The sequence below is a fragment of the Sphingobacterium siyangense genome (assembly GCF_007830445.1).
Lineage (GTDB): Bacteria > Bacteroidota > Bacteroidia > Sphingobacteriales > Sphingobacteriaceae > Sphingobacterium > Sphingobacterium siyangense.
This window is the reverse complement of sequence record NZ_VLKR01000009.1, coordinates 69,449-91,684: the sequence shown is the minus strand read 5'-3', so window position 1 is coordinate 91,684 and position 22,236 is coordinate 69,449. Positions and strand designations below refer to the sequence as shown.

The 22,236-nt window shown below is 41.7% G+C and carries 12 protein-coding genes; 9 read left to right on the top strand and 3 right to left on the bottom strand.

Features of this window, described 5'->3' with window-relative positions; all coding sequences use genetic code 11:
- Positions 1-146 precede the first annotated feature (146 nt).
- The 5 genes from IQ31_RS10060 (at position 147) to IQ31_RS10040 (ending at position 10,363) form a co-directional block, all read left to right on the top strand.
- Entirely contained in the window at positions 147-3,269 is a 3,123-nt protein-coding gene (locus IQ31_RS10060) for a SusC/RagA family TonB-linked outer membrane protein (RefSeq protein WP_145327889.1), read from the top strand.
- A gap of 1 nt (position 3,270) precedes the next feature.
- Complete coding sequence (locus tag IQ31_RS10055) at positions 3,271-5,121, top strand: RagB/SusD family nutrient uptake outer membrane protein (protein ID WP_145327888.1); 1,851 nt, start codon at positions 3,271-3,273, stop codon at positions 5,119-5,121.
- A gap of 12 nt (positions 5,122-5,133) precedes the next feature.
- Complete coding sequence (locus IQ31_RS10050; RefSeq protein WP_145327887.1) at positions 5,134-5,811, top strand: DUF3823 domain-containing protein; 678 nt, start codon at positions 5,134-5,136, stop codon at positions 5,809-5,811.
- Positions 5,812-5,923: 112 nt separating this feature from the next.
- Entirely contained in the window at positions 5,924-7,837 is a 1,914-nt protein-coding gene (locus IQ31_RS10045; protein ID WP_145327886.1) for a glycoside hydrolase family 43 protein, read from the top strand.
- A gap of 27 nt (positions 7,838-7,864) precedes the next feature.
- Complete coding sequence (locus tag IQ31_RS10040) at positions 7,865-10,363, top strand: glycoside hydrolase family 2 TIM barrel-domain containing protein (protein ID WP_208734201.1); 2,499 nt, start codon at positions 7,865-7,867, stop codon at positions 10,361-10,363.
- 244 nt (positions 10,364-10,607) lie between these two features.
- Here IQ31_RS10040 and IQ31_RS10035 read toward each other — a convergent pair whose 3' ends face one another.
- On the bottom strand, positions 10,608-11,306 hold the full coding sequence (locus tag IQ31_RS10035; protein WP_145327885.1) for a type 1 glutamine amidotransferase domain-containing protein: 699 nt from the start codon (positions 11,304-11,306) through the stop codon (positions 10,608-10,610).
- Positions 11,307-11,438: 132 nt separating this feature from the next.
- Complete coding sequence (locus IQ31_RS10030) at positions 11,439-12,014, bottom strand: Crp/Fnr family transcriptional regulator (protein ID WP_088162307.1); 576 nt, start codon at positions 12,012-12,014, stop codon at positions 11,439-11,441.
- Positions 12,015-12,692: 678 nt separating this feature from the next.
- Between IQ31_RS10030 and IQ31_RS10025 the strand changes: the two genes are divergently transcribed.
- The 3 genes from IQ31_RS10025 (at position 12,693) to IQ31_RS10015 (ending at position 19,394) form a co-directional block, all read left to right on the top strand.
- Positions 12,693-14,045, top strand: a complete 1,353-nt coding sequence (locus IQ31_RS10025; protein ID WP_145327884.1) for a MutS-related protein — start codon at positions 12,693-12,695, stop codon at positions 14,043-14,045.
- Between the two features lie 127 nt (positions 14,046-14,172).
- Positions 14,173-16,470: a GH92 family glycosyl hydrolase gene (locus tag IQ31_RS10020; RefSeq protein WP_145327883.1), complete on the top strand. Its 2,298-nt coding sequence runs from the start codon at positions 14,173-14,175 to the stop codon at positions 16,468-16,470.
- Between the two features lie 80 nt (positions 16,471-16,550).
- The gene (locus IQ31_RS10015; RefSeq protein WP_145327882.1) at positions 16,551-19,394 is read left to right on the top strand and encodes a hypothetical protein; all 2,844 of its coding nucleotides are present in this window, start codon (positions 16,551-16,553) and stop codon (positions 19,392-19,394) included.
- Between the two features lie 344 nt (positions 19,395-19,738).
- On the opposite strand, the gene IQ31_RS10010 is transcribed toward IQ31_RS10015, so the two are convergent.
- Positions 19,739-20,464 (bottom strand): hypothetical protein, encoded by a 726-nt coding sequence (locus IQ31_RS10010; protein WP_244294451.1) that lies wholly within the window; start codon positions 20,462-20,464, stop codon positions 19,739-19,741.
- Positions 20,465-21,297: 833 nt separating this feature from the next.
- On the opposite strand from IQ31_RS10010, the gene IQ31_RS10005 reads away from it, so the two are divergent.
- On the top strand, positions 21,298-22,065 hold the full coding sequence (locus IQ31_RS10005; RefSeq protein ID WP_075993511.1) for a pentapeptide repeat-containing protein: 768 nt from the start codon (positions 21,298-21,300) through the stop codon (positions 22,063-22,065).
- Positions 22,066-22,236 lie beyond the last annotated feature (171 nt).

Sequence of the window (22,236 nt, the reverse complement as noted above, 5' to 3'; positions counted from 1 at the left end):
CTAAGTTTGAGGTATTAATCCAATTATAAATCTAGGTAGGGGTGGCAACGATGCAAAAGAAATAACCAAAGTAGACCGTAGTTTACCATCATATTGTCTTGTCCGGCTAGATTGTATTATTTACTGTTTAATTCGTATTGAAATTTATGAAAAACTTAAAGATTGCTTCTTTTTACACCATGTTGAGCGTGATGCCAACATTGCTGTATGCGCAGGAGAAGGTTACGGGACAAGTTTTCAACAAAGCAAACGAGCCTATCGTTGGTGCGAGTGTACTCCTCCTGGAAGGGGGGAAGGGAACCTCAACAGACAAATCGGGGAAATTTGAGCTGAATGCTAACAAAGGAACGCTCGTCGTGTCATTTGTTGGGTATAAGACTCGTCGAGTTCCATTGGATGGAACAACAAATTTAAAAATCCAGCTCGAGGCAGATGAAAATGTATTGGAGGATGTCGTCGTTGTTGGTTATGGTAAACAGTCCAAACGTAATATTACAGGGGCGGTAAGCAATATTAAATCAGAGGATATTGTACGGTCGTCATCGACGACGACTGCTGGGGCTTTGGCAGGAAAGGTACAGGGGATCTCAGTGCGTGCCAAAGACGCGCGTCCCGGTCGTGGTGCAGCGATCGAAATCCGGAATATGGGCTCGCCTTTATATGTAATTGATGGTGTTGCTTATGGAGGTCAGGAAGGTACTGATTGGGTTGGTACACAGAATGGCTCCGGCGCAGATATCTTCAATTCGCTGAATCTAGAAGATATTGAGAGTATCTCTATTTTGAAAGATGCCGCCGCAGCAGTATATGGATTCCGTGCTTCCAGAGGTGTTGTATTGATTACCACCAAAAAAGGTGCAAAAGGAGAAAGTGCAAAAATCAATATTAATGGCTACCAAGGCTGGCAAAATTTGACACGTTTTCCGACCATGGCAAACGCTAAACAATACACACGTGGATTGGTTGAGGCCGCACAGAATGAAAACCGCGACCCGAGGACGGTATATACGCCCGAGGAGTTGGCGAAATGGCAGGCAGGGACAGAGCCCGGCTACCAAGGCTATGATTATTATGACATGGTGATCCGTAAGAATATTCCACAGCGATACATCAATGCCAATGTTACCGGTGGAAATGAAAAATCCAATTACTTCCTGTCATTGGGCCACCTCAATCAGGATGCAATGATCAAGGATTTCAATTATAAGCGAACCAATTTCCAGGCCAATATGGAAGCTGAGGTACTCAAAGGACTTACTGTCGGGACGCAGATTTCAGGAAGACATGAGGGCACACAGGATGTTGGCTTACCAGGTGGGGATGGATACTTCTCGTCTATTTTGGCTATTATGAAAAATAGGCCGACTGTAGGTCCCTACGCAAATGACAATCCGGAATATATCAATCATACCAATGATTTTCCCTATAACCCGGCTCTCTTTAGTCGCGATATTGCCGGCTATAAAGACAATAAATACCTTGCTGGAAATGTGAATCTCTTTGCGGCCTATAAGACAAATTTTGGTTTGTCGGCAAAAGGAACTGTTTCTTACAACTATACCAACAATAAATTTGAAGGCTTCCAATATACCTATGATGTATATCGGTACGAAAATAATGCCTATAAGCGTACTGGTGGAAGTGATGCTGGCTGGCGTTACGATACCACGAGGGAGATTGTTTCCCGCTTTGCACAGTTCCAGATCGATTATAACAAGCAGATCGGCGATCATACTTTCGCGGGAATGTTAGGCTATGAGCGTTCAGATTGGGACCGGACGTATAAGGCATTGGGCGCAAATCCTTCAAACAATTATATTCCGTTGTTAAGACTGTCGGAGCTCAATAGTTTGGCCGATGAATGGGCTTACGAGGCTCGGGCTGGATATATTGGCCGTATCAATTACAACTACAAGGGCAAGTATCTTCTGGAGGTACTGGGCCGTTATGATGGTTCCTTTAAATATTATGAAGGTAAACGCTGGGGATTGTTTCCAGGAGCATCGGTAGGTTGGCGTATTTCGGATGAAGGGTTCTTTAAACCCTTAAAATCTGTGGTGAGTGACCTTAAAATCCGTGGTTCGATCGGACAAACAGGACTTGAAGAGGGGGTGGGAATGCACGATTACCTTGCCGGGTATAATTGGGCGGCTGGAAGTGCTGTCTTAGACGGAGCTTATGTGCCCGGGGTACAGCCTAGAGGTTTACCAGTTCGCAACCTCTCCTGGGTTAAAAACACCAATTATAACATGGGTATCGATGCGACACTGCTGAAAAATAAGCTGACATTGACGGCCGATATCTTTAAAATTATCCGTACTGGATATCCTGGCAAACGATACGATGTCCTATTACCAGCAGAAATCGGTTATGATCTTCCCAATGAAAACCTCGGTAAGAACGGCTATTATGGAGCCGAAGGTATCATTACCTATACCGATAAGGTCGGTGAGCTTAACTATGTTGTCAGTGGGAATATGACTTTTTCACGTTATCGTGACCTAGAAACCTATAAGCCTCGTTTCAGTAATTCGTGGAATGAATACCGTAACTCGATTGAAGACCGCTGGGGTGGAGTATGGTGGGGATACCAAGTAGTTGGACGATTTCAGTCGGAAGAAGAGATCCGTAACCATCCGATCAATAATGATGGTCAGAACAATAGGACGCAACTTCCTGGTGATCTGATTTATAAAGATGTAAACGGCGATGGGGTTATCAATGATATGGATCAGCGTCCGATCGGTTATCCGACGGGTTGGGCACCGATGATGAGCTTCGGTGGTCGGATAGGACTTGACTGGAAAGGCATCAACTTAAATATTGATCTGGCCGGTGGTGCGGTGCAATCCTGGTTTCAGGATTATGAATTACGTAATGCTTTCCATGGTGGGGGTAATTCTCCAGCTTATCTACTTGAAGATAGATGGCATCGCAAAGACCCTTATGATCCAAACAGCGAATGGATTCCGGGACGCTACCCTGCGATTCGTAACGGCAACTCGGGTCCCAATAGTCGAAATAGTGATTTTTGGTTGACCAATGTACGTTACCTGCGTGTCCGCAACCTGGAGGTTGGATACAATCTGCCAAAAGCATGGATTCAAAAGATAAAGGCCGAAAAAATACGGTTCTATATCAATGCCTCAAACTTGATTTCTTTTGACAATGTCAAAGACTACCAGATTGATCCCGAGATCGAAGCGAGAGCAGCAGTAGTATATCCACAGCAAAGGGTATTTATGGTTGGATTTAATATGACTTTTTAACATGAAACTACGATTTAAACTTACATATATAGGAGTTGCTTTATTGACCTTGTCCTCGTTGAGCAGCTGCAATCACGACGATTGGTTTGACCGGGATTCAAAATCATTGATTACCGATGCACAGCTTTGGAATGACCCAAAACTGTTGACTTCACTCGTCGCCAATTATTACGATAGAATGCCAACGCTACATGGTGTTTTCAATACAGGAGGAATGACTGAATTGGATGATGCCATGTGGTCGGGACATCGCGATCAAAACTGGCGTAATGATTATCAGTTTGGTGACGATTACGGTCGCTATTGGGATTATGGATTGATTCGGGATCTGAATCTTTCCCTCGAAAATATCGATCAGTTCAGTACACAATTGTCTGATGCACAACGCAAGCAGTACAAAGCCGAAATACGCTTCATCCGCGCTTTCGTTTATTTTGAGCTCGTCAAACGCATGGGTGGGGTTCCGATCGTTACAACCCAGCTCATCTATGACTTTAGCGGTGATCCAACACCATTGCAGGTGGCACGTGCCAAGGAGTATGAAGTCTACGATTTTATTTACAAAGAATTGGAAGAGATCAAGGAAGATCTTACCGTCTATAATGCCAGTAAGACCAGAGCCAACAAGTATACAGCATTAGCTTTGGAAAGTCGGGCAATGCTTTATGCGGCGTCCATCGCGAAATATAATAATCTAATGGCCTCACCGATAACGACTGCCGGAGGAGAAGTGGGGATTCCCGCCAATATGGCGACGGGGTATTATACCAAGTCGCTAGCTGCTTCCAAGGAAATTATGAATGGCCCCTATGCACTTTATAATGAGAATGCCGATAAGGGTGCCAATTTTTATGATATGCTCAATAAGAAAACTGGTGCTGAAGTCATCTTTGCCAAGGATTTTGTAACGAGTTTAAAAGTTCACCGCTTTGCTTATGACAATATCGTCAGAAGTCTGACCGAAGACAATGAGTCATCATCGACGATTTCTCCTTCATTGAGTCTTGTAGAAAGTTTTGATTATCTAGACGGTAGCAAAGGCACACTACATGATAAAAACGGCGCAGGAAATTACGTAGCCTACCAAAATATCAACGATATTTTTGCGAATAAAGATGCTCGTTTGTTTGGGACTGTGATTTATCCGGGAACTTCCTTTCGGGGACGTGCTGTGAGTATTCAAGCTGGAGTGGCAACTTGGGGGACGAATGGAGCTTACCAGTTTACAGCAGCGCCACAACTGGGACAGAATTATGCGAGTGGTGGTTTGTGGACCGGCTTTGATGGACCGCTTTATGACGCACAGGACGTCAGCAACACTGGCTTCTATATCCGTAAATTTGTCAGTGATGCGCCGGCAGCCAGTACTCGCGGTACATCAGCTGCTAACTGGTGGCCGTGGTTTCGTCTTGGTGAAATTTATCTCAACGCGTCAGAAGCTGCATTTGAGCTGGGACAGACTGTGGACGCAAGAACTTACGTCAATAAATTACGCGAAAGAGCAGGATTTCCGGCCAATAGCGTTAGTAACCTAACGATGGATATTATCCGGAACGAACGTCGTGTGGAACTTGCTTTCGAAGATCATCGTTACTATGATCTTAAAAGATGGCGTATTGCACATTTGGTGTGGGACGGATCGGAAAATGATCCCAACGCTGTTGTATATGGACTATATGCTTATCGTGTCGTGCGTCCAGGGCATGCCGATGACGGTAAGTATATCTATGAACGGGTAAGACCTGCGCGTTTCAGAAAGGCACGCTTTTTCCGTATGGCCAATTATTATGCGTCCATTAGTCAGGATGTCATTAATAAAAATCCTAAAATAGTTAGAAATCCATTCCATTAATCTAGTTGTACGATGAAAATAAAATTTTTAAGCTTATTGGTAGCTTTTGCAAGCTTACTCGTTGTAGGTTGTAAATATGATAATTTTGAAGCCCCAAAATCAACGCTTTCGGGACGCGTTGTTTATGAAGGAAAGGCGATTGGCGTTCGGAATAATGGGCCTCAATTGGAATTATGGCAGGATGGGTATCCGCTTCGCTCAGCAATACCCGTATATTTTGATCAGGACGGCTCTTTTTCTGTTAGTCTTTTTGATGGCGAATACAAATTGGTGCGGAAAGGAGATTCACCATGGCTACAACAGGCAACCGATACGGTTTTGGTGCAAGTAAAGGGCAATACGACAATTGATGTGCCTGTAACACCCTATTTCACGGTGACAAACGAGTCTTTTCAAAAAAATAATAACAGTATTACTGCTAACTTTACGGTTAATAGAATAGTAGGTATGGCAAATTTGGAGTTTGTGCGACTTTACCTCGGTAAATCTGTTTTAACAGATCAGGTACAACGCGAGCTACGTGTGGATGCCAATTTGGCTAATGTTGCTTTTGGTCAACCGACAAGTATCGTTGGTGAATTGCCGGACAACCTGAAAAACCTCGATTATGTGTTTGCCCGAATAGGGGTGAAAGCTACGGTATCCGGAGAGTACTACTATACGGCAGTTCAAAAAATAGCTTTAAAATAGGTGCTGATGGCAAGTAAAATTGCCGGATTACGAAGCCACGGGATCATATTCCGTGGCTTTTTAAAGATGCAAAAAAAAATGGTCTAATGCTTATTTATTCTACTAAACCTTCATGAAAAAAAACAAAATTTCAATCTTAGTTACCTTATTTTTAATACATGCTACATGCGGTGTTTTTGCTCAGGCTTATCGCAACGGACCTACGGACAAAGATTTTGCAGGTTATTTATTTGCCTATTTCAAAGGTAATGCTGTCGCAGATGAAGCGGTTTGTTTTGCGATCAGCACAGATGGCTATACCTACAGAGCCTTAAATGAAAACCAGCCTATCCTGGATTCGAAGGCGATCAGCAAGACTGGTGGTGTACGGGATCCCCATATCCTCCGTGGCGAAGATGGGAAAACATTTTATATGGTGCTCACCGACATGACCTCCTCCAAAGGCTGGGATTCCAATCGGGGTTTGATCCTGCTAAAATCCGAAGACCTTGTGCATTGGTCTCATCAGGCAATCGATATCCAGCAGCGTTTCAAAGGTCAGGAAGCGTTGAAAAGAGTATGGGCACCACAAACTATATATGACCCTTCGGTCGGTAAATACATGGTGTACTGGTCCATGCAGCACGGAAATGGTCCGGATATCATCTACTATGCCTATGCTAATAAGGAGTTTACAGATTTTGAAAGCGAACCTAAAGTGCTGTTTCTTCCAAAAAATGGTAAATCCTGTATCGATGGCGATATTATTGCAAAGAATGGCTTGTTCTACCTTTTTTACAAAACTGAAGGACATGGAAATGGCATTAAGCTGGCGATAACCGATTCTCTGACTTCGGGAAAATGGATTGAACAGCCGGGTTATAAACAGCAAACCAATGATGCTGTGGAAGGATCCAGTGTCTTTAAACTCAATCAGTCCGATAAATATATCCTTATGTATGATGTCTATGGTAAAGGGAAATACCAATTCTGCACCTCCGAAGACCTTGATCGTTTTAAAGTAATCGACCATCAAATTGACATGGATTTCCATCCACGTCATGGGACCATTATTCCTATTTCAAGACAAGAGCTTTTGGACTTGACCTCCAAATGGGGGAAACCCAAAGATATAGAATTCGCATTCAGAAAGAATCCCGTTTTGGATGGCTTTTATGCCGATCCAGATGTACTCTATTCCAATAAAACAAAAAAATACTATATCTATCCAACGAGTGATGGTTTTGATGGCTGGGGGGGCTATTATTTCAAGACCTTTTCGTCTTCCGATCTCAATCAGTGGAAAGATGAAGGGGTGATTTTGGACCTGAAAAAAGATGTTGCCTGGGGACCTCGCAATGCATGGGCACCTACAATAACGGAAAAGAAAGTCAAGAACGATTATAAGTACTATTATTATTTTACAGCAGCGCAAAAGATCGGTGTTGCGGTGGCTGATTTACCTACCGGGCCTTTTAAGGACGCGGGAAAACCGCTGATCGATTTTAAGCCTGAGGGTGTCAATGGCGGGCAGGAGATTGATCCGGCGGTGTTTAACGATCCGAAATCGGGAAAAAGCTATCTGTATTGGGGAAATGGCTATCTGGCTGTTGCTGAACTCAACAAAGATATGGTTTCCATCAAAAAAAATACAGTAAAGGTACTCACTCCGGATAAGACATTCCGCGAAGGTGCCTATGTTGTCTACCGTAAAGGACGCTATTATTTCTTTTGGTCAGAAGATGATACCCGGAGTGAAAATTATCGGGTACGCTATGGAACTGCAACTTCCCCAGATGGACCGATCACAGTTCCGGCTAATAATTTAGTCTTACAAAAAGATCCTGCGAAAGGGATCTATGGCACTGGGCATAATTCGATTTTGCAGATTCCCGGTAAAGACGAATGGTATATTGTTTACCATCGATTCAATTATCCCAAAGGTATTGATATGGGCGACGCAGCAGGATTTAACCGGGAGGTATGCATGGATCGTTTGTATTTTGATGATCAGGGCCATGTGTTGCCTGTTGTTCCAACGCTTTAATCACTTGAACCAAATGCAAAAAGTAAAATGAAGAATCTCATAAAAAAACTATCCGTCTTAGCTGTTTCTATTGGTATGGGCATCAGTGGCCTATACGCACAGGCTGGATTTGGTGAAGCCGAAGCGATCAATTCAGACTGGCGTTTCCATTTGGGTGATATCGAGGGGCAGGTCAGCGCAGAAACGAAGCGTGGAGCCTGGCAGCAGGTCCGTTTGCCCCATGATTGGGGCGTAAAATACCCGCTCAGTCCAAGTTTAGCCAGCGCGACAGGCTATTTACCGGGTGGTATTGGCTGGTATCAAAAACAGCTCCTGATACCTATGGAAGATCAGGGCAAAAAAATATTTATCTATTTTGAGGGCGTATACAACCGAAGCGAGGTGTTTGTCAATGGCAAATCTGTTGGAAAACGCCCCAACGGCTATATATCCTTTTCTTATGATATCACGTCATATATTGAGTTTGGAAAAGAAAATACCATCGCTGTTAAGGTCGACCACAGTAAAAGTGCCGATTCAAGATGGTACACGGGATCGGGCATTTATCGTGACGTTTGGCTTGTAAAGGCCAATCCCTTGCATATCGATCAATGGGGAGTATATGCCTATCCCGAGCTAAAGCAAGGGAAAGGAATGTTAAATACCGAAGTGACCGTTGTCAATAGTACGTCCAACGGCAGTGCGGTTACCGTTGTGCAGGAGTTGATTGACGCCGCAGGGAAAGTTGTCGCTAATAAATCGGAGAAAGTGAAGGTTGATGCTGCTGCTAAAGCGACGATACAGCAGCAATTGACGGTTGCAAACCCTAAATTGTGGAGCTTGGATCAACCCAATCAATATACCTTGCGGACAAGCGTATTGCAAAATGGAAAGCAAATTGATCAGTCGGCAATCAAAACGGGCTTCCGAACTTTTACATTTGATCCAAACAAGGGTTTTGCTTTAAACGGCGAATGGATGAAAGTCAAAGGCGTGTGCCTACATCACGATGCCGGTGTGCTGGGTGCTGAAATGTATACCGAGGTATGGCGTCGGCGGCTGCAGACATTAAAATCTTTGGGTGTCAATGCCATTCGAACCAGTCATAATCCGCAAGCATCCTCGCTTTACACCTTATGTGACGAGTTGGGGCTGTTGGTTATGGATGAGGCATTTGATGAATGGGAATTTCCAAAACGGAAATGGCTGCAGGGCTGGAATGTCGGAACGCCCGGTTTTGAGGGATCGTATGACTTTTTTGAAAGCTGGGGAGAGCAAGATCTTGCAGATATGGTCAAACGGGATCGCAATCACCTCTCGATTTTCGCCTGGAGTATAGGGAATGAAGTGGATTATCCAAATGACCCTTATTCACATCCTGTCCTTAACGGCGAGAAGAAGGAGGGTGGTTTTACACAGGCTTCGTATGGCGGATACAAAAAGGATGCACCAGATGCGATGCGATTGGGTGATATAGCGAAACGCTTGGTTGCGGTTGTGAAAAAATATGATAAAAGCAGAGCTGTTACAGCAGGGCTTGCAGGTGTGGCTATGTCCAACGAAACGGCCTATCCGGGGGCACTCGACATTGCAGGGTACAATTATACCGAAAGTCGTTATCAACTGGATCATCAGCGCTATCCAGCACGCGTGATTTTCGGAAGTGAGAATCGGCACGATCTTCCGGCATGGCTTGCCGTACGCGACAACAAGCATATATTTGGCCAGTTCTTGTGGACGGGTATTGACTATCTCGGAGAGTCGGGGCGTTGGCCTTCACGTGGATTTTATTCGGGACTGCTGGATTTCGCAGGTTTTATTAAACCGAGGGGTTATTACCGCCAATCGCTGTGGTCCGATAAACCAATGGCTTATTTGGGAACCTATCCATTGAAGGGCGCAGCAACGACTACCGATGTTTGGTCTGCGTTGGAATCCGAGCAAGGACAACGGAAAAATGAAGCGCCCTCCATGGATGCCTGGCCAATTTGGAACTATCAGGAGGGACAGCAAATCAGGGTGGTCTGTTACACCAATAGCCCTCAGGCGCGATTGGAGCTCAATGGTAAGGTTGTTGGCGAAGAGAAAAATTACGATGAGAAGACAGGTATCATCTTTTGGGATATTCCCTATGCAGCTGGTAAACTAGAGGTTGTTGGTCTGGACACGAATAAAAAAGAAGTAGTTCGGCACACTATCGAATCCAGTGAACGTCCGGCGGCGATTCAGGCGACGGTGATAGGAGGGAAAGCGATTGAAGGCGGTGGCATTTTGCAGGTTGCCTTGCAAGTGGTGGATAACAAGGGACTTCCTGTGGTCCTTTCGGAAGATGAAATCACCTGTGATATTGCTGGACATGCGCGATTACTGGGTATGGAAGCGGGGAACAATGCAGATATGGGCGACTATACCGATAATAAACAGCGCGTTTATCATGGAAAAATGATCGTGTATGTTCAGGCTTTGGGCAAATCGGGCGATACAATTAATATACGATTTACCTCGCCTTGGTTGACAATGGCAAACGTAACCTATAGCATAAAATAATTAACTCACTTGTCTTTATTGAACTTCTGAACTAAAAAAGCACCGGAAAACTCCGGTGCTTTTTTTATGCCAAAATCTTATAGGATGTCCATTCCACTATTGGAAAAATTACGGTTTTATATATTGCTCACAAAAAATATAAATCGGCCAAAGCCAGTTTGTACTTTGCTGCTACCTATATAAAAATCAACAAGGTTATTTCCTTGAAAGGAAATAACCTTGTTGATTTTTAGCTAATTGTTTATTATATCTTGCTCAATAGAGTAAACAAAGCTTTAGCAGTTTCTTCCGAAGACCCAGGGTTTTGCCCGGTAATGAGATGACCATCTTTGACTACATAACTATGCCAATCTTCCCCTTTGCTGTACTGACCACCCAATTTTACGAGTTCATCTTCCACTAAAAAGGGAACAACATCCGTTAGTTGAACCGCTTCTTCCTCGCTATTTGAAAATCCGGTAACTTTTTTGCCTTTGACTAGTGGCTGACCATTACTATCCTTGACATAGCGAAATACAGCTGGGGCATGGCATACGGCAGCGACAGGTTTGTTGTGGGCCCAAAATGATTCGATCAATGCAATGGATGTCTTATCGTTGGTTAAATCCCACAAAGGTCCATGGCCCCCAGGATAGAAAACAGCATCATAATCCTGCTCATTGATATGATGCAAAGGAATGCTATTTGCCAATTTTACTTGAAGCTCCTTATCGGCATCAAAACGTTTGGTTGCTTCGGTTTGAAAATCCGGGAGTGCACTTTTAGGGTCTATCGGTGGCTGACCACCTTTAGGCGATGCAATTGTCACATCGATTCCTGAATCTTGCAGAACGTAGTAAGGTGCAGCAAATTCTTCTATCCAAAAACCTGTTTTTTCTCCTGTATCTCCCAATTGGTCATGTGATGTCAATACAACCAATACTTTTAATTTGTCTTTTTTCATATTAAATAACCAAGTCTGTTAAAAAATTATATGTTTAAAACGATAGTACAAAGTAGGGGATAAATTGCCAGAGCCCTATGTGATATACATCACAATTTAGCGAATGGTTTTGCTTTTGTGATATAGATCACATTATTTTGCTTGGTATAGCCTGCTCAGTGTTTCGCGGGAAACACCCAGATATGCTGCAATCAAATGTTTGGGAACGAGATTATAGAGTTCTGGATATTGCTGCATGAGTTCCTCGTAGCGGCTTCGGGCATCGTTGTTCAGCAGTGACATTATTCTTTTTTGTAGCCCAATATATCCTTTATTGGAACGCCATCTAAAAAAGGTTTCAACTTCGTGAATTTCCTTACATACTTTTTCACGGTCCTCGTTCGATAAGCAAAGAGTGTCTGCATCGCTGACACAATCTAAATTGACCGTAGCCGGGCCTTGATTATGCAATGCATTATAATCGGAAGCCCACCAGGTTTTTGTGGCGAACTGTAAGATATGCATCTTTTGTTCATCATTGGTGAAATAGGTCTTTAGACAGCCATTTAGCACAAAATACTCTTGTTCCACAAGGTCTCCTTGACGGATAATCATTTGTTTCTTTTTAAAGGAGATCGGTTTAAAAAAAGAAAAGAAGTAGTCGAATTGTTCGTCGTTTAACTGGACGGTCTTGTCGATATGTTGTCTCAGAATTTCACGTTCGGTCATAGCTAACAGTTACTTGATCGATTTAAAATTAAACAAAATCTCACAATGATAGCGAAGGCCTGCATCAAGTTCCCCTCAGATTCAAAATTAAGAAGGGAATAACACTACTTTTACAGGGGTATAACAGGGGGGTAATAGGGATATACCCCTGCTACCCCCCTGTTAACTCCCTGTAATCTCCCTGTAATATATTAAGATAATATCAATTAGATTTTAACTTTTGCCCAAACAAAAAAGGACCTTGAAATACTTTAGCCGCGCTGCTAAATTTCCATGTTTAACCGGTTTAGTGATTTAGAAAAAATGATTTTTTTTTGATTTTATTTTGTTTATACAAAGTTATTTTCTATTTTAGTGTTGCCCATTCAAGGGCACTTTTCATAAAATAGGTTAATAATATGGCTAAAACACCCGGAGTACCCCATGCTTTCGGGTGTTTTTTTTGTTTTTTACCCTTCCGTTGTTCCTTGGATATGTTTAACTAAATTTAAATGCTTAAGAACCTATATCTTGCCTGATTGGCTCATTGGTTAAATATTTCAGTTTTAATATTCTAGAATAATCGCTAGTAATCTCATGATTATGGAAATTTATTTCGCTGTATAACGATTCTGCTACAGTGTTGCTAATTATAATGACTTTGAGTAAGTTTAGGGAAAGAGCCACAGGAAATAAATTATGTCTATTGTTGACAAACAGACTTTAGCAGATTTAAATGTTACCAACAACAGGTATAAGGATATGATTGATTTTTTCGATTGTACAGTTACGGTAGGTGGGCGGGATATGTTGTATAGTTATTTTCTTAAACCTCTTTCCTCTAAATTGGAAATAGAAAGCAGACAGCATTTAATTCTTTTTATGCAAAAAGTTGAGATTTCGGATCTATTGGATAAGTATATGATGCAGGATCTTGAGCAATATTTGTCTCTGCCACAGGAACCCTATTCACCTTCTCGGACTACTTATTACTTGGAAATGGTGTCAACGAATTTTTTTTCTTTGGATTTTAAAAAACGCGAGATACTTGTAAAGCGATCTATTCACGAAATAGCAAAGATTACGGATGGTCTTGCTATTTTATTAGAATATGTAAAATCAGAAGGTCATACTTTAGCTATTCTCAAAGAGTATAGTAAACACATAGATTATGTTTTGGAAGATATCGATCGGGATGAATTTATACAGTTGCTGAATAACAAATTTTCTAAAGAGCTGATGATCAAATACGATTATCTTTTTAGAAATATAAAACGAAATGCAATACGTGAGATTTTCGATGTTTTGTATCATTTGGATGCCTTGTTCAGTGTAGCAAAAAGTATCAAAGGAAAGAATCTTGTATTTCCTCAGATTGAGGAAAAGACAGGGGGAGAGGATATGATCACCATACGTGGAGCTTATAATTTATTTATCGAAGATGCCATTAAAAATGATGTCGAAATCAATAAAGAAAATAACCTTTGGTATTTGACTGGAGCAAATATGACAGGAAAATCTACCTTGTTGAAGACAATTGGAAGCTGTGTTTATCTGGCACATCTTGGTTTTCCGGTTCCAGCAGATGCGATGAAAACAGTGCTTTTTGATGGAATATCGGCGACCATAAATTTAGGTGATAATATAAATGCAGGTGCAAGTCACTTTTTTAACGAAGTATTACGGGTTAAACATTTGGCGGAGTTACTGGCATCCGGTAAGCAAATGTTTATTCTCATGGATGAGCTATTCAAGGGGACAAACCATAGTGATGCTAGTGAAGCAACCCAGGAATTAGTTAACTGTTTGAAAGGATATAAGAACAGTGTATTCTTATTGTCCTCACATATTACAGAAATTTGCCCCATACTGTATAAAGATGGTATTGCGATGAAATATTTAGAGGTTCAGTTGGATGAACAGGAGGGGATTGTCTTTACGTACCGACTTTTGGATGGTGTTGCCGAAGAAAAGTTAGGCATGTGGTTATTGCGTAAAGAACGGGTATTTGAGATTTTAAGGAAATTTGATTTGGGAAGACAAAAAGAATGAGATTATTGTGATATTGATTATATTGTTCCAGTTTTATAGTCTTTGGCAAACTTTTGGTCGAACATAACCAATTGTCTGTATCTTATCGGATTCCGTAGACTTGACAAAGTAATCTAAACCATTTTTTATGATATCCCGTATTCAATTTAGTGTTGTTCTATTTTTTATCTATTTTAACTGCTACTCGCAATCTAAATATGTCAATCCGTTTATCGGTGCGGTTACCAGTGGTGAAAAAGCCGAAACGGGAGGACACGGATTCGGTAAAACTTTTCCAGGAGCAGCAACTCCATTTGGCTTAACACAGATTAGCCCCAACACGATTACCGGTGGAGATAATGGTTCTGGATATAACTACGAGCATACCTCCATCGAAGGATTTGCCTTTACACAAATGAGTGGTATAGGCTGGTACGGTGATCTAGGTAATTTTTTAGTCATGCCGACCACAGGAGAGCTGAAAACTTCGGCAGGCAGTGCCGAACATCCGGAAAAAGGCTACCGCTCTCGTTTTTCCAAAAAAGATGAGAAAGCAGGTGCCGGTTACTATGGCGTGGTGCTTTCAGATTATCATATAAAAGCTGAAATGACCGCTACACCGCATAGCGGTATGCTTCGGTTTACTTTTCCCAAACATAAAAAGTCGCGGATTCAGATCGACTTAGCGCGGCGAGTAGGTGGTACATCTACGGAACAATATGTGAAAGTGGTGGACAACCATACCATCCAAGGATGGATGAAGTGCGCGCCCGAAGGTGGAGGTTGGGGAAATGGTGATGGGAAGGCAAATTATACGGTCTATTTTTATGCCCAATTTAGTAAGCCTTTTACCGATAAAGGAGTATGGAGTTGTACCCTTCCAGAGGGGCAAAAACGGAAATTGGAAGATGTCACAAGTGCCAGTTATCAAGAGATGGTTTCCAAATCTGTCGTCACAAAAAATATCGGCATTATGGAAGGTAAACATTTGGGGTTTTATACCGAATTCCCTACACAAGTAAATGAGCAGGTCTTAATGAAAGCTGGAATTTCATTTGTCAGTATGGAGGGAGCCAAAAATAACCTTGAAACAGAAATCAAAGATTGGAACTTTAACAATGTATTGAAGCAAACGCAGAAACGATGGGATGATGCATTAGGGAAAATCGAGGTTCACGGTGGGACAGAAGACGAGAAAACTGTTTTTTACACAGCTTTGTATCATTCGATGATCGATCCGCGAGATTTCTCGGATGTAGATGGAAAATACGTTGGCGGTGACGGACATATTCACCAAACGAAAGATTTTACCAAGCGAACAGTATTTAGCGGCTGGGATGTTTTTCGAAGTCAGTTTCCTTTGCAAACGATTATTAATCCGACTATCGTAAATGATATGATCAATTCTTTGGTGACATTGGCCGAAGAAAGTAAACAGGATTATTTAGAACGTTGGGAATTTTTGAATGCGTATAGTGGCTGTATGATCGGAAACCCTGCCGTATCAGTTATTACGGACGCCTATATGAAAGGGATATCCAACTTTGATGTAGAAAAAGCTTATAAATATGCGCGACAGACTGTTGAAAAATTTGGAAATGGAGAAAAGGGAACTACAGGAGAAATTTCAACGACATTGGAATACGCTTATACAGAATGGTGCCTGTCTCAATTAGCAAAACGATTAAATAAAACGGCTGATGTGGATTTATATGCTCATCGTGCGCAAAGTTATAGAAATCTCTTTGATCCCACAGTCGGCTGGTTTCGACCGAAAGAACAGGATGGTACATGGAGTAAATGGCCAGAAACGGGCCGCTTAACCCAAAATTATGGCTGTGTTGAGAGCAACCCTTATCAGCAGGGATGGTTTGTCCCTCATGATGTGGATGGACTTGCAGGCCTTTTGGGTGGTAAGCAAAAAACCATCGCGGATCTCAATAGTTTTTTTGAACTCGCTCCGCAAGATATGATGTGGAATAATTATTATAACCATGCCAATGAACCGGTACACCATGCACCCTTTTTGTTTAATCGTTTAGGAGCGCCATGGCTCACGCAAAAATGGACGCGTGAAATTTGTTCACGTGCCTATCATAATTCAGTTTATGGTCTGATAGGTAATGAAGATGTGGGGCAAATGTCAGCATGGTATGTATTGGCGGCATCTGGATTACACCCTATTTGTCCGGGTGACACACGCTATGAGATTACAAGTCCTGTGTTTGATACGATCACCTTTAAACTTGATCCCAAATATTATCCTCGGACACAGTTTGTAATCAAAACAGAAAATAACTCGCCTGAAAATCGCTACATCCAAAAGGCTGAACTTAATGGCGTCTCTTATAATAACTGTTTTATAGATCACAATGAAATTATGCGAGGCGGAACCTTGGTGCTATTTATGGGTAAAGAACCGAATAAAGAATGGGGGGCTCAGTAAAATTGTTGAAAGCAAATAAAATCAAAGTCTCAAGCAAGTATCTGAAAGTCGCATCAGTAAATGTTTTGGCAAAAAAAAAGATGAATTACTTAAAAAAACAACTCTATATCCTGTGTCTATTGGGCGTGTTGGGCCAGGCAAAGCAGAGCTATAGTCAGCAGCTGCCGCTATTTAGCAAAGAAAGCAACAGCCTGTCTGGAGACTGGCTAATAGGAACTCCCCAGGCGAAAGCAGGACTTTTCAAGACGAAAGAAGGTCATTTGGTCTTTTCCAATGGTTTGGTCAGCCGTACATTTACGACTTTTCCAAATGTAGCCAGTATTGGTTTGGATGAATTGACTGGAAATACAGCATTTCTACGGTCGATTCGACCTGAAGCCAGCGTAACAATCGATGGGTTTACCTTTGATGTCGGCGGATTGGAAGGACAGAAAGTACATAATTATTTACTGAAAGAATGGATCCCGAGTTTAAAGGCAAACCCCATGGCTTTTAAATTCCATGACTATAAAATTGAAGATACAAAACCCCGTTTTGGTTGGAAAAAGAGACCAAACTGGATGCCTAAAGATATGCCTTGGCCTGTCCCGGGCAAAGAGCTGACATTTACCTATACATTGGATCAGCAGGCGATCGATGCGCTTGCCGCAAAGAATAAAAGTGACCAAAACAGGGCATTGCTGTTGGAAGATAAATTTCAGCATCTAGATTCCGGATGGAAGTTGATGGTTTCAAAATCACATGAGCGTAATTCCTTTGTCAATGAAGGAAAAGTGGGCGAAATTATGGCACTTGAAAATGCTGCTGTGTTCGCTGAAAGAACAGTTCCTCAAGAGGTAAAGGTACTCGTAGCCAAGATGAATAAAGGTACTGATCAATCCAACGATTGGGGATTGGGTTTTGGACTAAGCCTAACGAATAGTAATCCCAGACTTTATTGGAGAGCAAGCGAAGGCAAGGTTGTTTTTTTTGATGGCAAACGCGATAACGGAACTTTCGAAGTTGGTAAAGTAGATCAGCTATGGTTTAGATATGAAATAGCAGATAAAGAATTATTGGCACAAGCCTCTTTGGACGGACAGCAATGGCGTACTGTTGGTCATCTTCCACTAAAGTCGGGTGACAAGATACAACTGGTTCGTGTCGGAAAAATGGATCCAAACGGCGGGAATAAGGATGGTAAGGCTTCGACAAAGGAAGGGCGCTCCAAAATAGAAGGTTTTTGGGCATACGGTGATTTTCCATCCCAATTTGCAGGCGATCTATCCAGTAAACTTGCTTATATGAAAAACATTACGGTACAGGTTCATTATGATCTTTATGATGACATGCCGATCTTTAGTAAGTGGATTACCGTGCAGAATCAGTCGGACCGGGAAATTGTGGTTAATAGCTTTAAGAGTGAGCAATTGGCTGTATTTGAGCCCGAAAGTTCGGTAGATCATAGAAGCCGTTGGTTATACCCTAATATCACGGTGGAAACAGATTATACATTTGGCGGTATGAGCGATGAAATCGTTTATTCCTCGAGTCTGGAGTGGAAAAAAGACCCGCTATATACGACACAGGTCCACTACGACCGGGAGACACCCTGTCTGTTGGAAGTTGCACCTAAAATGGGACCTGAACAACAGGTTGCTGCCGGTGGAGAATTTGCAAGCTATCGGGTTTGGGAGCTGTTGAACGATAGCTGGGAACGCGAACGTAAGAGCCTTGGATATCGAAAAATGCTGCGCTCCATGGCGCCATGGGCAACTGAAAATCCAATATTGATGCATGTACGGAGTTCGGACAACGAGTCGGTAAAAAAGGCAATTGATCAAGCATCGGAAGTTGGTTTTGAAATGGTGATTATGACCTTTTGGTCTGGATTCAATGCCGAAGATGATTCTCCCGAAAATCTCAAGCGTATGAAGGAGCTTGCTGACTATGCGCATAGCAAAGGAATTGAACTTGGAGGCTATTCGCTCCTGGCTAGTCGGCATATTGATGCTAAAAATGACGTTGTGCTACCTGAAGGCATGCATCCTCGCTTTGGAAGTTCACCCTGTATTGAGAGTGAATGGGGCCAGGCTTACTTCAAAAAGCTGTATAACCTGTATGAAAGTTCGGGATTGGGCGTATTTGAGCACGATGGATCTTATCCTGGAGATTGGTGCTATTCCACCGATCACCCCGGGCATCATAATGAAAAAGACTCACAATGGAATCAGTTTAAACGGATCACTGATTTTTACAAATGGTGCCGTGAAAAGGGAATCTACCTGAATATTCCGGATATGTATTTCTTGAATGGCGGAAACAAAGTCGGGATGGGCTACCGTGAGGCGAACTGGTCGCTTCCGAGGGCACAACAGGAGATTGTGGAAAGACAGAATATCTTTGATGGTACCTGGGCAAAGGCGCCGTCTATGGGCTGGATGTTTGTTCCTTTGGTAGAATATCAAGGTGGAGGCAAAGAGGCAACGATCGAGCCTTTGAAGGATCACCTACCGCATTACGAGCAACGCTTGGCCAATCTATTTGGCGCAGGTGTACAGGCCTGTTATCGTGGGCCACAGCTTTATGACTCCCCAGAAACAAAAAATGTAGTGGCCAAATGGGTGAATTTTTACAAGAAACACCGCGAAGTTTTGGACAGTGATATTATCCATGTAAGACGTCCTGACGGGATGGATTATGATGCTATTTTGCACGTGAATCCGGCGGGGAAAGAAAAAGGATTACTAATGATCTATAATCCATTGGACGAAGCGATAAAACGAAAAATTAAGGTCAACTTATACTATACCGGACTGACAGGAAATGCACAAGTGGTTGAGCAAGATCAGAACAGCAGCATAATACCATTAAATGCAGCCTCGGAAGCGATCTTTGAGGTCAATATACCGGCAAAAAGTCAAACTTGGTTCGACATTAAGTAAGCCGCTCGGCAAACGTTTCGGATCAAGACTTCAATTTTTTAAAGAGTCTTCTCATCACAATGATGAGAAGACTCTTTTTTGGACTTGACTTACATGTTATTTTGTGTGCGACTTTATCTGATTGACAAGAGTTCACCACATGTGTCTTTTCCGATCAGGTTTGTCGTCGTTTATGCAATGGGATAAGCCATGCTATACGTTATTCAATATGGAGCAATTTTTTTTTGCGCTGTTGCGAAGAATGGCGCTTCCATTGGAGAGCCTTTTAAGAATAAGTCAGATAGGATCGCAAAAGAAGAAAACTCGTTTATTGTCAGTTTTGGACTTAATTAAAAAGGTTCTTTTTACTTAACGTCTTTTTTCTCCGGCCATTTTACAAACACGCCCGTTTCAAGTGTAAGTTCACCAGTTGCAGCATTATAACTATCCTTGGATAGGATAGGGATTTCACCGGCTACTTTACTTTGTTCGGGATTATGTGTACGGTTATGGTAAGTCGGCACTTTTTCAAGCTTGACCAATTTACCATTGATGCGTAGATTTTTTTGAACAACGGTTACTTTAGGCAATTTATCGTATCGGATGACATTCAACCCTTCGAGGTCCCGCTGTCTTTGGGCGAAATCAATAAAATACTTGTATTGCTCCAAGAACGATGTGATGTGTTTTTTCATCTGGATCTTTTTACCCGGGAAGGCTAGGGACCCTACATTGACCACTCTTTTAGTGCTTAAATCTTCGACATACATCGTGACCCAGGAATGTTCATAATCGCCCCAGCTGAAATAGGTTTCTTTGGGGTTAATAGTGTCTGGAACGGCTTTGTCTGCGATATAGCCTTCTTTTTTTAGTGTGATGCGATAAGAACCTTTGTGCCAGCCTACGGTATTGCGGACACTGATAAAATCACCCTCCGCATCTGAACTGGCATAATATCCTGTAGTTTTTAAAGCCTTTTTTGTTCGTTCAAACCAACGCGAAAAGATGCCATTAAATTTGATATCTTCTTCTTTACCAGTCTTAACACTGATACCGCCACCGGCAGATTGAATACCACAATATAAAGGCATATTGTTTAGGGATATATTAAAGGGTGAAATGTAAAATGAATAGTGGTCTGGGATGTCATCTTGTACAATAATATCAATGGAAATAGAATGGAAATCATTGACGGCTGAGTCCAATACATAATAGGAATTGGTATGCTGTTTTCATATTTTTTTTAAGCTCCTCTTTGGTTTGGGAAAAGGCTGTGCCACTGAATAAGGTAAGTGGTACGAGCACCGCCAAAATATTTTTTATCAATTTCATAAACAGTTTTAATTGTGTTCACCAATATACTTTTTTTTCTTTTAGCAGTAAAGGGCTGATTAACCGGTCGATTCAAATAGTACAACAGACGAATCGTAAATCATTTTTGGCGAATTGTAAACGGGGGGGAGAATCTCTGACCGAGCACTTTATATTTGGTTCCAAGAAATGCCAAGAACATAGATTGGAGTTTTTTTGAAGTAGGGAGTGAACAGATCTTAATCCGCTAATTCATTGTGCTGTAGGTTTATGTGTGCCATTTTAATTTTAATTGTCATAGTAGATAGTGCCTTATACTTAAGGTGAATGTTTTTCATAGGTAGTAAGCCGTAAAGGACTCCCCGTTCTTGCGGCTTTTTTGTGTCTATTGGCCAGTTATAAGAATCGCTGGCTAGCGTAGTCCTATAGTCAGTTTGCTAGGAGATCTTATATTTCTTGGCTGTTTTAGGCTAGGATAAAAAAAAAAGTCAAAATTTCTTTAGGACGTTTTGTCTTTCCCGTTGTCATCATTGTATAAATGGAGATTTTGGCCGTTAAAAATCCATTTACAATGCAACTACTATGAAATTTTAGCCTATTAATCATTTTTAGCATGGCACTGACTAATAAAATATTCCAACAAAGTGAGATTGAAAGTTTTGAATTCAATCACAAAGTTTTAAAAAACTGTTCATTTATCGATTGTACGATAAAAGGGAAAAGCTTCATGAACTCCATGTTTCGTGATTGTAAGTTCATTCGTTGTACCTTTATAGACTGTAACTTTCAGTCTGTTGTTTTTCAGGAATCTGGGCTTTGGATGGAAAGTACATTCGAAGCGAACGATTTTTCGAAAGCCATTATTGGAAATTTAAAAATTGAAAAGTCCTCCTTTCTTTACAATACATTTGACAAAACAACTTTCGATGGGACAAATTTGGTTCATGTGGTTTTTAAAGGAAAGATCAGTTCTTCATGGTTTTATGGAATTCCTTTTACAGAAGATTTATACTCTACCAATCTTTTTATTCTCAAAAAAGCCAAACCATTAAAAACTCCCTTGATAAATTTCGGTCATGCGGAATTGAAGGACGTTATATTTTCTCGAAGGCTAGATCTCTCCAGTACGGTTTTTCCAAACCAGGAACATCTTAAAATCATCAATAATCCAAGACGTTTTTTTGATAGTTTCCTCAAAAGGTCAAAAGAAGTATTCACGGATAATGAATCGTTAGTTTTCTGTCGGGACTTGGTAGATAATGTCTTGTATAAACCCGAAAATAGGGGTATGCCGATCATATTGGTTGATTTAAATCAATTTTATCCCTCATTGAATGAAAATAGAGATCGTCTTATTGTTGATCTCCTGAAAGCGGGATAATCATATCATTCTATATATAATTGTTAATGCAAAGCCGTTTGGAGTTCCCAGCTCTAGCGGCTTTTTCCCTGTATCCCTGCCGTTGCCATTGTTTGCTCTTGCCAGTGCCTTTGTTCACTCTTGTTCCTCGTAAACGCCTACCTGAGACCTAATGTTTATCTGGTTCACGAG

Excerpts from the sequence above, each read along its gene's own strand:
- IQ31_RS10060 (WP_145327889.1), top strand. The coding sequence starts at position 147 with ATGAAAAACTTAAAGATTGCTTCTTTTTACACCATGTTGAGCGTGATG.
- IQ31_RS10055 (WP_145327888.1), top strand. The coding sequence starts at position 3,271 with ATGAAACTACGATTTAAACTTACATATATAGGAGTTGCTTTATTGACC.
- IQ31_RS10050 (WP_145327887.1), top strand. The coding sequence starts at position 5,134 with ATGAAAATAAAATTTTTAAGCTTATTGGTAGCTTTTGCAAGCTTACTC.
- IQ31_RS10045 (WP_145327886.1), top strand. The coding sequence starts at position 5,924 with ATGAAAAAAAACAAAATTTCAATCTTAGTTACCTTATTTTTAATACAT.
- IQ31_RS10040 (WP_208734201.1), top strand. The coding sequence starts at position 7,865 with ATGAAGAATCTCATAAAAAAACTATCCGTCTTAGCTGTTTCTATTGGT.
- IQ31_RS10035 (WP_145327885.1), bottom strand. The coding sequence starts at position 11,306 with ATGAAAAAAGACAAATTAAAAGTATTGGTTGTATTGACATCACATGAC.
- IQ31_RS10030 (WP_088162307.1), bottom strand. The coding sequence starts at position 12,014 with ATGACCGAACGTGAAATTCTGAGACAACATATCGACAAGACCGTCCAG.
- IQ31_RS10025 (WP_145327884.1), top strand. The coding sequence starts at position 12,693 with ATGTCTATTGTTGACAAACAGACTTTAGCAGATTTAAATGTTACCAAC.
- IQ31_RS10020 (WP_145327883.1), top strand. The coding sequence starts at position 14,173 with ATGATATCCCGTATTCAATTTAGTGTTGTTCTATTTTTTATCTATTTT.
- IQ31_RS10015 (WP_145327882.1), top strand. The coding sequence starts at position 16,551 with ATGAATTACTTAAAAAAACAACTCTATATCCTGTGTCTATTGGGCGTG.
- IQ31_RS10010 (WP_244294451.1), bottom strand. The coding sequence starts at position 20,464 with ATGCCTTTATATTGTGGTATTCAATCTGCCGGTGGCGGTATCAGTGTT.
- IQ31_RS10005 (WP_075993511.1), top strand. The coding sequence starts at position 21,298 with ATGGCACTGACTAATAAAATATTCCAACAAAGTGAGATTGAAAGTTTT.